Source organism: Ruegeria sp. CE12 (assembly GCF_056537525.1).
Window position 1 is genome coordinate 186,313 of the sequence record NZ_JBQFRS010000007.1, and the last position, 12,714, is coordinate 199,026.

Genomic DNA, 12,714 nt, shown 5'->3' on the forward strand with positions numbered 1-12,714 from the left:
AGCCCCATTATTTGCGTACTCCGACAAATAAAAAGACAATCCCTTATTTAACTTGCTAAGAACCGCCTGAAAGAGCCCTTAACAGTCTTTCGTCAGCGGCCCGGGCTTCGCGTGTTCAGCAGGTCACGAACCGTCCATTCCCGACATTAAGCGTGTCGTCACAATGCTGCGATGCAGCTCGTCAAAGCAGCCTTTTAGGCTCCAACGCCGTGCTAGAGGTGCTTAACGTCGGTTCGGCAGGACAAAGCCGTCATTGGAAAAAGATATGTCTCCTTAGGGTGGCCCCGCTGATACCGCACGTACTTTTCATCCAACCAAATATTCGCAAAAGAGCCCACGAAATCCGAGAACAAACCCTGTCGGGCGGAAATCCGGGCAGTCGTGTTACAACTGCCCGGAATTGAGCCTACTCAGCCGGGGCTGTCAGTTTCTGGCGTAAGCCATCGCGGTATAGGGCCTTGGCGAGAGCCACGCACATCAGCCCCATAACCATCGTGAAGGGTAGGGCACCGATGATCATCGCGTTCCGCAAAGCATCCATCGGGTTGTTTTCACCGGCTGCAAGGATCAGCGCACCAATCACTGCGGTCAGGATCAGACCCCAAATGATCTTGTGCTTGTTACCGATGTTCTGATCGCCACCCGACATGATGGTGTTCATCACCAGAATGCCCGAGTCCGCCGATGTGACCAGGAAGGTCATGATCAGAACAACACACATAACCGTGATCCCGGAAAGTAAACCGCCGGTAACCATCTCTTGCAGCGTGACAAACAGCTTGGCGGTGTTCGACGCGCCGATGATCGCACCTTCGGCTGTGCCGTTCAGCTCAAGATCAATTGCTGTGCCTCCCAGTATGGTCATCCATGCAAAGCAGACCAGCGCCGGTGCAAACACGCAGCCGATGATGAACTCTCGTACCGAGCGACCTTTGGAGATACGCGCAAGGAACAAGCCGACGAAGGGCGAGAACGCGATCCACCAGGCCCAATAGAACGTGGTCCAACCAGCCTGCCAGCCGAACTGACGGCCTGGATCGCCTGCGGCGTAGACCGAAGCAAGAACCGATTCCGGCAACGCTGCAGCATCGCCTTCCAGGCCCGACACGAACCCGTCGAACGATCCCCAAGGATTGGTCGCACCGGCATAAAGCGCGTCGGCAAACGGCGCGGCCTCGCTGGGCAGAGCCGCATCAAACGCTGTTGCCGATTGCGGGTTGAAAGCACCAAAGCTGAGCGAGATGAAGTGCAGGATGTAGTCTACAAACGCTGTTGCATAGGTGGTCATCGCAAATAGGAACGACCCAAAGACAACGAAGACCAGAAGCAGGATCAGCGACAGTACCAAATTAAGGTTCGACAGGTACTTAACGCCTCTTCCGACACCCGAGACCGCCGAAATGATCGACAGACCCATGATCACGATCAGACCTGCCAGCAGGCCAACGGTGCTGGGTGCAGGTGCGTCTCCAGTCATGTCCATCATCCATTCCATGCCCGAGATGGCATAAAGGCCGTCAATGAACTGCGAGACGCCGTAACCGATGGTCACCGACACACCCAAAATAGTCGCAACCACGCCCAGTACGTCAACCACATGGCCCAGAAGACCGTTCATCAGCTTGCCAAACAGTGGGGTCAGCGCGGTACGGATGGTCAGAGGCATGTTGCGCGTATAGGCGTAGTATGCCAGCGAAAGACCGGTCACAACATAGATCGACCAGGCATGAAACCCGTAGTGCAGGAAGGTATAACGATACCCGGACTGCAACGCCTCTTCGGTGTTGCCGGCGACGTCTCCGGCAATAACGACCGGGTTTGATCCCCACAGACCCAGAGGTTCGGCGGTCGCAAAGACCATCAGACCAACGCCCAGACCGGCACCGAACATCATCGAGAACCAAGAAAAGTCGGAGAATTCCGGCTTTTCACCCTCGGGGCCCATAAGCCGTTTACCGGTTTGCGGCAGCGCAGCTACGACAAACAGGAAAAAGGCAAATAAGCCTACGATAATGATGTAGAACGCATTGAAGTCTTCTAGTAGGCGTGAGTTCAGGCTTCCCAGAACGCCATTTGCGTTTGCCGGCCAGACCAGCGCCCAGATGACCAGCGCAACCATGATCGACTTGCTGAGCAAGGCAATTTCGACGCTGTGACCTTCATAGAAACCGCCCGAAGATCGCTTGATCTCCAGATCGGTAAAAGGATCCTTCATTGACATGTGTTACCTCCCTGTTCGCACGTGTCCTGATGTCCAGAAAAGATTAGGCAGGTGTCCCGGAACTTCACCATTTGGGCCCTAAGTGAGCAGGGCCTCAATTTTCTCCAGCGTTGCCACGTTGACGGCTACACCTTCAGAATTTGCCGCCAAACGCTTTGCCCGGCGGCCATCACCGGGCAAATGTGCGCTGTCCTGAAATCGGATCGCTTCGACAAGATCGGCAATTTTGGTCGAAAAAGCGTCATCTGAGGTCGCAGATGCGTCAATCGCTATAAAGAACTGGCCCGTTTTGGGAGGGCCTCCAGCCGTTCCCGAAAAGGGTGAGGCGTGGATTCCAAGCGTGGCACCGGTTAGCGCCGCGGCCAAAACCTCTGTCAGCAAGGCCACGCCGACGCCTTTATAGCCCCCTGAAGGGGCCATCGATCCTTTGAGTCCGACATTTGGGTCGGTGGTGGGGTTGCCGTCGGGGTCCAGCGCCCAGCCAACCGGGATCGACTTGCCTTCCCGGGCATGTTTCATGACTTCGCTTTTTGCGATGGTGCTGGCGCTCTGGTCGATCAGAAGTGCAGGTTGCCCATCGGTGCCCGGAGCGGCGATAGAGAACGGGTTGGTCCCAACCACCGGCTTAGAGCCACCCGAAGGTGCAATTGAAGCCGGAGCGTTGGTGAATCCCAGACCTACCAACCCAGCCTGCGCGAGCTGGTGAGTGTGATACCCCAAAACGCCGCAATTATAGCTGTTGCGGATCGCCAGCGCGGCAATCCCCTGCGTGCGGGCAGCTGGGATCAGCGCTTTGAATCCGACTTCAATGGCTGCATGTGCAAACCCGGTGGCAGCGTCGACAGTGATCACACCGGGGCGTGGCTTCACCAGAACCGGCCGGGCCTGCCCATCGACCTTGCCGCATTGAACATGCTCACAGTAGATCGGGATATAAGCCAGGCCATGACTGGCAACCCCGTCTGCTTCGGTCGCGGCGGTTGCGACCGCCAGAGGCCGCGCGTTTTCCTCGCTTGTGCCCGCAGCGACCAGTGCCCGGAAAGACAGCTCTTCGATTTCAGCAAGTGACAGGGTGCGGGTCTGGATCATGACGGTCTCTTTTCAGTCGTTGTCGGAAAGCCCTGCACCAGCACCGAGCAAACGGGATTCTTCCGTTGCCGGGGCATAGGTGCGTTGTGCAAAGCGGCAAAGCACGTCCCATGCTGCTGGATCGGGCATTGCGCGGGTCTTTTGCGCGCGGGGATTGGTCAGGGTATCACCCAGTGCAACTTCAATTACGCTCGCGTGGGCGGGGCACTCGTTTTTCAGTACCAGTTGCATCCCGTCAGTTGCTGCGAAGAAATCGCCCGATACGACGGTAAAAATTGCGGATTGACGGCGCGCGGCTTGGGCCGCAAATGGCAGCAAGACAGCAGGCGTGGCCAAGTTTCTGATCCGTCGCGGCCCAGATTGCAGGAAATGCGAGCAATCCGACAACAACGCCCCGGTCATCAGCGGACACAAGTCCATACCCCCGGACCAGTCGGGTTCCATATGTATAGGGACGTGTTCACCCAAATTACTGGCAAACCCGCGCTCCAACACGCGTGCCAATTCAGCCACCCCGTCAAGCCCCTGCGCACAGAGCCAGCGCGTCGCCTTCCCAGCCTCTTCCGCCACACCCCAGTCATAACCTGCCCCGCGCGCTGCGCGTTTGGCGGTGGCTTCGACTTCGTTGAGGGAAAAGCTCATAGTGCAAGCTCCGGATAGACCCACAGATCAGCATTGTCCGGGCTCAGCTCTTCGGGGTAGGGCGCGCCTGCATACATACAGATGCGAACCCAGCGGTCTGAGCGCGGATCGAAATGTGTAGCGCCGAAAAACGAGAGTTTGGCGCGCAGCATGTCGATGGGCATCACCTCTGCGCCAATCGTATTGTCCCGGATTTCACCATACGGAGCGACGCGGTTCATCTGCGCGCGGCGCACCGTGTGGCGATGTTCCGGTTGGCGCAACAGGAACTCTGCGACCGGGGCTTCGCCCGACCATTTGTCCAGCGCATCAAACGCACGCGCCGCGTCGCGCGCCGGTGCAAGAGGTTGTTCATAGTCCGCGATTGGTTCGTCGAACCGTTCCCCCAGGCGGGGTTCAAGCTTTTCTTCGGAAACATACCAGGCGCGCGCGCAATGTGCGGCGGCGTTCCAATCCAGATCAAGCGCCCAGCCAAAGCTCGTGCGGATCAGCTCGCGCACCTGGTTGACCGGCATCGCACCATCGATTGCAAAGGCCGCGCTGTTGCCATCCGCCATGCAACTGCTCAACCCGTCCACCAACTCGCCATATGGTTCAAGGATCAGAGAGGCCAGCAACTCTTGCCCTTCTTCGCTAAGGGCGGTCTGAGACCATTGGATCAGGTGTTCCCAGGGCTGGATTCTTGTCAGATCTGTCTGATCGAGATGCGCGTCTATCGCGTCCAGATCGGCATTCAGGGCGACAAGTTTTTCGATCTGGATCGGGTGCTCAGACAGCCACCACGAGACCGACAATTTGCTGCGCTCGAATACATTACGGAACATGGTCACTTCGGCGTCCGTTGCGGTCTCAACGGACCGAACGCGCGCGATGGCCTCTTCGCGTGCCATGATCCAATTGTTGAACAGGATCGGGTGATTGACGATGAAGGGCGCCATGCCCAGCCCGGTCGAGTTGCCGATCCCCAGCCAACGGGCGATACTTGGGTCAAGCTGCGCGGTCTGTGTACCGCCCTTTGCCTTTGCCATGTGCTGCACCAGATCACGTACGAATATCCGGGTCAGATAGACCGAGAGCATCTCGGCCTGAAACGGGCCGCTGACCTCGGGGCGGTCGGCGATCTTTTCACGATCCGCCGCGCCGAACTTGCCCGATCCGTAAACCGCTGTGGTGCGCATCAGATACCCAACCTTGTAGATCTGCGCGAGATCCGGCTGCTGACCCGCAGCCAGCCGGTCTACCACATGGGCCCACAACCGAACCGAGCGGTTGGCTCGCGACAACGACAACTCGCTTTCACTAACCCGACCAGCCTCTTGCAGCGGTACATTCCGGGAAAGACGCTGAATATCGTCCTTGGCGGGAACACCGTCGAACAAGGCGAAGGTGGCATCCCAGGCTTCGGCTATCACTCGATCTGAACGCTGCTCAGGCGGCAGATCATGGGCGAAAGCGACCAGTGAATAGGTGCGATCGGGTCCTTGTGCGGAATATACCGCATGGCCCACACCGTTAGCGTCAATATCAAAAACGGGCCGGGAAAAGACCCATTTCTCAGCCGCCATGCGGCGGGTGAGCTGGCGCATGAAACTGAGCCGACACTGATGCAACGATCCAAGACGCGAAATTCGCATCACCCGAGCAGGGTCACGACGTTCAACATTTTGGGGCGTGGTGGTCATGACTGTTGCGATCCAAAGTTTTCGGCGAAGAAACGATACCAGTTGCCACCCATGATGCCCGCCACCTCTTCGGCGTTCATGCCAACGGCGCGAAGCCCGTCTTTGATGTTGCCAAAGTCGCGATTGTCGCGGAACCAGTGCGGCATCGGAGGGAAGCCAGGCGCCGAGGCCGAGCCTTCGCCATATTCAATCTCTTTCGTCCAGCGCCCAACCCGCATCCATTCGACCACGCTGTCGGATTGATCCTGACACAGGTCCGTACCAATCCCCAGGTGGTTTACCCCATATTTGTCGGCCGTGCGGGCGATCATTTCGCAGAAGCTTTCCAGCGTGCAGTCAGATTTGCCCTTCAGGTGATGCGGATAGACCGAAAAGCCGAACATCCCGCCGTTTTGTGTCACCGCGCGGATCACATCCTCGCGCTTGTTGCGCAGCGCGGGAGACCATTCGTGCGGGTTGGCGTGCGTAATGGCGATAGGACGTTCGGAAATATCAACCGCCTCGATGGTCGAGCGGTCTGCCGAATGGCTCATGTCGACCACAAGCCCGACACGGTTCATTTCCTTGATAACCTGCTTGCCCATGCGGGTGATGCCGGTGTCTTCGGCCTCGTAACAGCCGGTCGCCAGCAGGGATTGGTTGTTGTACGTCAGCTGCATGAACCGCGCACCCAGATCGTGCAGGATCTCGACCAGACCGATATCGTCTTCTATCGGAGACGGGTTCTGGAACCCGAAGAATACAGCCGTCCGGCCCGTTTCCTTTGCTAAATCAATGTCGCTGGCCCAGCGGCCCTTCATGATCAGGTCCGGATATTGCTCGAACCAGCGATTCCATTTCTCAAAGTTCAGAACAGTTTCGCGGAAATTTTCATGATAGGCGATGGTGACATGGATCGCGTCCACGCCGCCTTCGCGCAGTTGGCGGAAGATCTTTTCCGACCAGTTGGCATATTGCAGGCCATCGATCAGCATCAGACAGGGCCTGCGCTGATATAGGCGGTTTTGACCGTGGTGTAGAATTCGGCAGCAGCCTTGCCCTGCTCGCGCGGGCCATAGGAACTGTCACCACGGCCACCGAAGGGCACGTGATAGTCGGTACCTGCAGTCGGCAAATTAACGGTGACAACACCTGTGCGCGCGTTGCGACGGAAATGGGTGGCGCGGGCCAGCGACTTGGTCACAATGCCCGAGGTCAGACCAAAGTTGGTGTCATTGACCACGCTCAGCGCCTCGTCATAGCTGCCGACCTTGATGACGCTGGTCAGGGGCGCAAACATTTCCTCGCGGTTGATGCGCATATCGTTGGTGGTGTTCAGGAACACGCCGGGAGACATGTAGAACCCGTCATGTGGCATCTCAAGCCGCTGGCCGCCGCAAGCAAGCTCTGCACCTTCGGACTTGCCCAGATCGACATAGGCAAGGTTCTCAGACAGTTGCTGCAGGCTGACGACGGGTCCCATCTGGGTGCCGTTTTCCAACGCATGACCCACTTTCATCGCCTGCGCACCCGCGACCAGCTTCTCGACAAAGGCGTCGTGGATACCCTCATGCACCACAAGACGCGACGAGGCCGTGCATTTCTGGCCTGTACCGCCAAAGGCTCCACCCAGCGCCAAGGTGACCGCCAGATCCAGATCGGCGTCATCCATGACGGCCAGTGCGTTCTTGGAGCCCATTTCCATCTGGACCTTGGTCAGGTTCTGGATGGCGGCAGCGGCGATACCCTTGCCCACTGGTACGGAGCCGGTGAAGGAAATCGCGTTGACCTTGGGGCTTTCGACCAGTCGCTGCCCGATTGAACGACCCGAGCCCATCACAAGGCTGAACAGGCCCTTGGGAATATCCTGACGTTCGATGATTTCAGTCAGCGCCACAGCCGAGGCAGGCGTGATGTTAGCAGGCTTCCACACAACCGCGTTGCCATAACACAACGCGGGCGCAATCTTCCACGAGGCGGTCGCAGTAGGGAAGTTCCATGGACTGATGATCGCGACAACGCCAACCGCCTCACGTCGCACGTCGATCTCGATGTCAGGGCGCACGGAATCAGCATTTTCACCGATTTGGCGCAAGCATTCAGCGGCATAATAAGTAAAGAACTGACCGGCGCGGAAAACCTCGCCCTTGCCTTCCGCCAGCGGTTTACCCTCTTCGCGGCTGAGCAATGTGCCCAGTTCCTCGGCGCGCGCCATCAACTCATTGCCGATGTTCATAAGCACGGCTTGTTTACGCTCCAGCCCATAGGATGCCCATTCGGCCTGTGCGATGCGGGCCTGATCCAGCGTTGCGTCCAGCTGATCGGTACTGGCCTGGGCAAACATGCCCACCAGATCGCTCAAATCCGACGGGTTGCGGTTTTCAATCTCGCTTTCGCCAGCCAGCCACTCGCCAGCAATCAAGTTCAATTTGGTCACTTTGGATCCCACCAACAGAAATTCGGGTTGCAGAAGGATGGATTCCTTTGATTGCATCAGTCAAATTCAAATAAATTGACCGAACTTCAGAGGAATTGAAGTATGGCTATCAAGATCGAAATGCTGCGCTGCTTCTGCACCGTCGCGCAAACCGGAAACATTGCCGAAGCAGCAGAACGGCTTGGCCGCACACAATCCGCTATTTCAATGTCATTGAAGCAGTTGGAACAGCACATCGGAAAGCCGCTGTTCGAAGGCGAACGCAAGAACCGGCTAACGGTATTGGGCGAGGAAGTGTTTAAACTGGCATTGAAACAGGTCCGCCAGTTCGAACACACTATAAACAGCATCGGAGAAGCCGCAAATTCCGAGCAAGGTCTGGTTCGAATTGTATCGGTCCCGTCGGTCGGGGCGCTGATCTTTCCGGCCGTTCTTGACATCTTGGCAGCCCGGTTTCCCAAACTGAAAGTCGAGATACGCGATACCGACACGCAGCGCGTTCTGGATGCGCTTGCAGAAGGAGAGGCTGATATCGGGATCGCGTCCGGTCACCACCCGATCAACGGCGTTGAAGCGATCCCTCTGTTTGAGGATCGCTTCGGACTAGTGTGTGCGGCGGATCACCCTCTGATCACGCAAACGGCCCCTCCGACAATCGAGGATGTGGTTGCCGCGCCGTTCGTGCGGAACGCTCTGAGCGATAATATCCAAACCCAAGCCTTCGTGAGCGCAATGGAGGGCGCGGCGATAACTCTCCACAACACACATTCGTTGATTGCTTTGGTCAAAACCGGAAAATGGGTCACGATACTGCCCCAAACCGTTTCACGGTTTATGCCGGAAACCATAGCGTTTCGGTCCGTTTCCGACCTGCCGGATAAAAGGCAGGTCTATCTTTATGTCCACAACAGAACCCGATTTCGGGAACAAACCGATGCGTGCAAGTCGTTCATTTTGGAATGTATTAATGATTGGCGAACCGAGTAGCTATTGTCTTTTCGGGTTCTGTTGCAATCTACAAAGTCTGACTGTTTGAAATGAAGCACTCGTGTTAACGGCATCGTAGATGACGGAGGAATTGTTTGCTTGGGGTCGACATCACACAGTAACTCGGGCCCGAGGTGAGGCTTATACTTTCGCCTAAGACGCAGAATCCCAATGCTGTATGGGGTATCATACCAAACACGATCATCACTGAACTGGTGGTTTGTAATGGTTGAGGTGTCGGTTCCCCTGCGAATCCCATGCACCATCGCTTAAGTCTACCTGGTAGCAGACATTGATCCCATTTGCAGGGAATGTAAGCGAAGAACCTATGTTCACATATGCTGCAAGTGCAAACTGGTTGAATAAAACAGGCCCTTCTGACAATAAGCGGTAATGGATCTAACACCAATTTCCCTCCAGTGGCCCTGCCACTCAGCTCTTCTCAGGGGCTCCCATCGTTGATCGCGTGGCGATCTAGCGAACACCCCTTTTTTGAACTGCACATGGAGATGGACGATGACCATTCCAACTTGCCTGCAACACCTCGTTTTTGAGGTATCAGATTTCGGCACACCAGAATTTTGTGAACAGATAATTGGTCGAGCCAACGAAATTGGCTTTGGTGCGGCAACAATCACAACCGAACGCGGTACAAGCGTCGCACAGGAAATTCGTAACAATGATCGAGTGATCTTCGATGATCCGGAGCTAGCGAATGCACTATGGAGAAAAGCGGATCCTCTGTTTTCAAACTCATTCAAAGGACATCGCGCTGTCGGCCTAAATGAAAGGTTTCGCGTGTATCGCTATGGTGCCGATCAGTTCTTTGATTGGCATCAGGACGGCGAGTTTCAGGCGTCAACTGGTCACCGCAGTATGTTTACGATGATGATATACCTCAATGAAGGCTGCGAAGGTGGCGGCACATCCTTTGCCGATGTGTTCTCACCGCATGTTTTCAATGATTTCACGATTGCGCCAAAGACGGGAAAGGCACTTTTCTTTAACCACCCGCTGTCTCACCGAGGTGACCCAGTTACAAGCGGAGAGAAGTTTGTCTTACGAACTGACGTGATGTTTGAGAAGGCAGGCTAAGTCCGCGTTGTCCACAAAGCTGCTGTCTTTAAGGCCTGATGCCGCAAAGCACATTAGGAATCTCTCCGTAAAAACAGGTTGTACAGTCGGCAGGATGGTCAACCCGAGCGTCGATCCTTTTCAACCCAGCTTAGAGTTTGCGACAGTTTCGGCTCAGGGCCGATATTGGGCGTAACACGATGGACGATCCCACGACCTTGTTATAACAAACTGTTCGAACAACCAAGACGAGCTTATTAGGAAGAGGCCTGTAGCGGTGCAACTTTTAAGTGACTATCGGCCAGACTCTCATCCCAAAAGCAGACGTTGCGATATCGACTTGTTGCGTTTTGTTGCGGTAACTGCGGTGGTTCTATTTCACTTTGAGGCACCTGGATTTTCCGGCGGATTTCTCGGTGTGGACATGTTTTTTGTCATCTCCGGATATCTGATAACCTCTCATATCCGAAGTGAAATTCGAAACGAGCGTTTTAAGTTATCGTCATTTTTCCTGAAGAGGATCAGACGACTATATCCTGCACTTTTGTTTACACTTTTCGCTACAGCGGTTGTTGTTCTTTTCGTATTCCCACCGAATCTGATTTCGGATTTCGCGTTATCTTTGATTTTTTCCTCCGTCTATCTTTCCAACATACACTTTTGGTCAGGCGCTGATTATTTTGACTTTGAGAGCATCTACAAGCCTTTGCTGCACACATGGTCTCTGTCGGTCGAAGAGCAGTTTTACTTAATTTGGCCGTTGTTTCTCATGCTCATTTCACTCAGGCTACATGCCAGAGCGATAGTTCTCGTGGGCCTGATCTCCTTGGGACTTGGACTGGTTCCCGCATTCTCCTCTTCAACCACATTCTTTCAGTTCCCGTTCAGGATCTACGAGTTCTCGATAGGCGCATTGCTAACCAGCGCAGCTCTTAGCTCCAGACTTGTACATTACAGAGCATTCGTGCTTCCCGTTTCATTTCTGCTTGTGGGAGTGTCACTTTTTTTCAGTTCGGAACTCGATCCAAACCCGAGTTGGGGCACTTTGGCAGTATGTCTGGGTACGGCTGGGATTATCAGCGCATCTCATCCATTGCTGCAAAAGGATACAATCATAACAGCTCCCATGCTGAGAATAGGCCTGATCTCCTATTCAATCTATCTTGCGCACTGGCCCCTGGTGGTTGTTTACAAGACTTACTTCCCCGGAGACATTTCAGCGAGTGGCATTCTCGCGCTCATTCTCGCAACAGTGATCATCGCCGAGTTCATGTATCGTTGTATTGAGCAGCCCGCATCGCGTATTTCATTGGAAACCGGATCAAAAGCTCTGGTCGGGATGGTCGCTGGCCTATTCATTTTCGGTCTGACCTTCCAATTCACGCATCAGCGCATCTACTCGACCATCCATCACAATAGAGGTTTGGTCGCTGAAATATTGGATAAGATCCCCGCGCGCCGAGACGTCGTGCAAATTGCCGAAAGTGAGATCTCCCAGATCAGCTGGCCAGACTACAATGGTAAGAAAAAGAATATCCTGATTCTCGGAGACTCGCACGCTTATGACGTGTTTGCAGCGTTGAGGTATTCGCTATCCCCGAAGAAATACAATCTTACATTGCTTTCCGGAAACAGCGCCTGCGATCCACTTTCGAGCGGAAGTATCAATATTTCGCTTGATGCGCTGTATGAAAATCATACGAACCCGGAGGCTACTGCCCAAAAGTGCTTGGACTTTCATCAGAGTTTCCTGGACCACGTAACTGCTCAGAACCCGGACTTTATTGTTTTCTCAGAGGCTTGGAGAAAGGTGTCATTGGAGTTTCTCCAAGCGACTATCGAGGAGCTGCAGAGCGTTACAAATGCTGAAATTGTTGTACTGGGCAGGGTGCCGCAGTGGGTCGGAACGCCCGAGACTGTTTTCCGGGATTTTAATAGCGTCGAGCAGTTGAATGACAGCGCTTGGTCCCTGCGACACCCCTACTTCGATGGCATTGACGAAAGGCTTCAAGAAATCGCGCAAGAGACAGGAGTCACGTTTGTATTGAAACGTGAAGTTGTCTGTCCGAATTTCAAATGCGCAGTGATCGTCGGCAATGATCTGTTGTATTCAGATTCTCAACATTTTTCGCCAGCCGGAATGAAGTATTACGGAGAGCGTTTGAGAGATCATCCTTCCATGCGATCGATAATTGAACCTTAGGTCATGTTGAAAATTGACGCTTCCAGAGGCGGATTGGTGTGATATCGATGAAGCCGAGGTAGTCGGATGTCTGGCCTGGTGTGATTTCCGTCCTCATGGGCAGGCCGTGTGCATTGACGATGAGATGGATTTTGGTCGTGAAACCACCTCATCAGCGGCCGAGTGGCCCGTTCTATGACACTTGTGAAGAGAAAATGTATGCCACAGCTTGAGAACCAGATTTTTCGTTGACCCTCAGGGAATGGTGGGAATTCAGATTACCGATGCCGGGCCAGGGGTAGTATAGAAAATGGCCTCCGAAACGTCGGAGGCCATTCATATAATCCAAATCGACCTTTATTCGGCAGGCATAGTTGTTGCCTCGGGCGAGATAGTTGTTGCAACGCCTGCAGCTTCGCGT

Annotated in this window: 9 protein-coding genes and 1 pseudogene; 3 read left to right on the plus strand and 7 right to left on the minus strand. The window is 54.7% G+C overall.

Annotation, left to right across the window (positions count from 1 at the left end; all coding sequences use genetic code 11):
* Positions 1–406: 406 nt before the first annotated feature.
* The 6 genes from ACR0IO_RS16765 to ACR0IO_RS16790 all read right to left on the minus strand — a co-directional run bounded on the left by ACR0IO_RS16765 (position 407) and on the right by ACR0IO_RS16790 (position 8,050).
* Positions 407–2,221, minus strand: coding sequence for a BCCT family transporter (locus ACR0IO_RS16765; RefSeq protein ID WP_155147867.1), 1,815 nt, complete (start codon positions 2,219–2,221; stop codon positions 407–409).
* 78 nt (positions 2,222–2,299) lie between these two features.
* On the minus strand, positions 2,300–3,310 hold the full coding sequence (locus ACR0IO_RS16770) for an Ldh family oxidoreductase (protein ID WP_480742792.1): 1,011 nt from the start codon (positions 3,308–3,310) through the stop codon (positions 2,300–2,302).
* 12 nt (positions 3,311–3,322) lie between these two features.
* On the minus strand, positions 3,323–3,952 hold the full coding sequence (locus ACR0IO_RS16775; RefSeq protein ID WP_480742798.1) for a DUF3726 domain-containing protein: 630 nt from the start codon (positions 3,950–3,952) through the stop codon (positions 3,323–3,325).
* Positions 3,949–5,634, minus strand: coding sequence for a hypothetical protein (locus ACR0IO_RS16780; RefSeq protein ID WP_480742801.1), 1,686 nt, complete (start codon positions 5,632–5,634; stop codon positions 3,949–3,951). The genes ACR0IO_RS16775 and ACR0IO_RS16780 overlap by 4 nt, the downstream gene beginning before the upstream one ends.
* On the minus strand, positions 5,631–6,608 hold the full coding sequence (locus ACR0IO_RS16785; RefSeq protein WP_480742803.1) for a membrane dipeptidase: 978 nt from the start codon (positions 6,606–6,608) through the stop codon (positions 5,631–5,633). Before ACR0IO_RS16785 ends, ACR0IO_RS16780 begins: the two co-directional genes overlap by 4 nt.
* Positions 6,608–8,050: an aldehyde dehydrogenase family protein gene (locus ACR0IO_RS16790; protein WP_480742806.1), complete on the minus strand. Its 1,443-nt coding sequence runs from the start codon at positions 8,048–8,050 to the stop codon at positions 6,608–6,610. Before ACR0IO_RS16790 ends, ACR0IO_RS16785 begins: the two co-directional genes overlap by 1 nt.
* A 102-nt stretch (positions 8,051–8,152) precedes the next feature.
* On the opposite strand from ACR0IO_RS16790, the gene ACR0IO_RS16795 reads away from it, so the two are divergent.
* The 3 genes from ACR0IO_RS16795 (at position 8,153) to ACR0IO_RS16805 (ending at position 12,314) form a co-directional block, all read left to right on the plus strand.
* Positions 8,153–9,037, plus strand: a complete 885-nt coding sequence (locus tag ACR0IO_RS16795; RefSeq protein WP_480742808.1) for a LysR family transcriptional regulator — start codon at positions 8,153–8,155, stop codon at positions 9,035–9,037.
* Between the two features lie 516 nt (positions 9,038–9,553).
* Positions 9,554–10,132, plus strand: coding sequence for a prolyl hydroxylase family protein (locus ACR0IO_RS16800; RefSeq protein WP_480742811.1), 579 nt, complete (start codon positions 9,554–9,556; stop codon positions 10,130–10,132).
* A gap of 319 nt (positions 10,133–10,451) precedes the next feature.
* Positions 10,452–12,314: an acyltransferase family protein gene (locus ACR0IO_RS16805; protein WP_480742814.1), complete on the plus strand. Its 1,863-nt coding sequence runs from the start codon at positions 10,452–10,454 to the stop codon at positions 12,312–12,314.
* 49 nt (positions 12,315–12,363) lie between these two features.
* Here ACR0IO_RS16805 and ACR0IO_RS16810 read toward each other — a convergent pair.
* Positions 12,364–12,462, minus strand: a pseudogene (locus tag ACR0IO_RS16810) (IS5/IS1182 family transposase); the annotation flags it as partial.
* Positions 12,463–12,714: the final 252 nt, after the last annotated feature.

Bases quoted from the DNA above. Each gene is read 5' to 3' on its own strand.
- ACR0IO_RS16765 (WP_155147867.1), bottom strand. From the start codon at position 2,221: ATGTCAATGAAGGATCCTTTTACCGATCTGGAGATCAAGCGATCTTCG.
- ACR0IO_RS16770 (WP_480742792.1), bottom strand. From the start codon at position 3,310: ATGATCCAGACCCGCACCCTGTCACTTGCTGAAATCGAAGAGCTGTCT.
- ACR0IO_RS16775 (WP_480742798.1), bottom strand. From the start codon at position 3,952: ATGAGCTTTTCCCTCAACGAAGTCGAAGCCACCGCCAAACGCGCAGCG.
- ACR0IO_RS16780 (WP_480742801.1), bottom strand. From the start codon at position 5,634: ATGACCACCACGCCCCAAAATGTTGAACGTCGTGACCCTGCTCGGGTG.
- ACR0IO_RS16785 (WP_480742803.1), bottom strand. From the start codon at position 6,608: ATGCTGATCGATGGCCTGCAATATGCCAACTGGTCGGAAAAGATCTTC.
- ACR0IO_RS16795 (WP_480742808.1), top strand. From the start codon at position 8,153: ATGGCTATCAAGATCGAAATGCTGCGCTGCTTCTGCACCGTCGCGCAA.
- ACR0IO_RS16800 (WP_480742811.1), top strand. From the start codon at position 9,554: ATGACCATTCCAACTTGCCTGCAACACCTCGTTTTTGAGGTATCAGAT.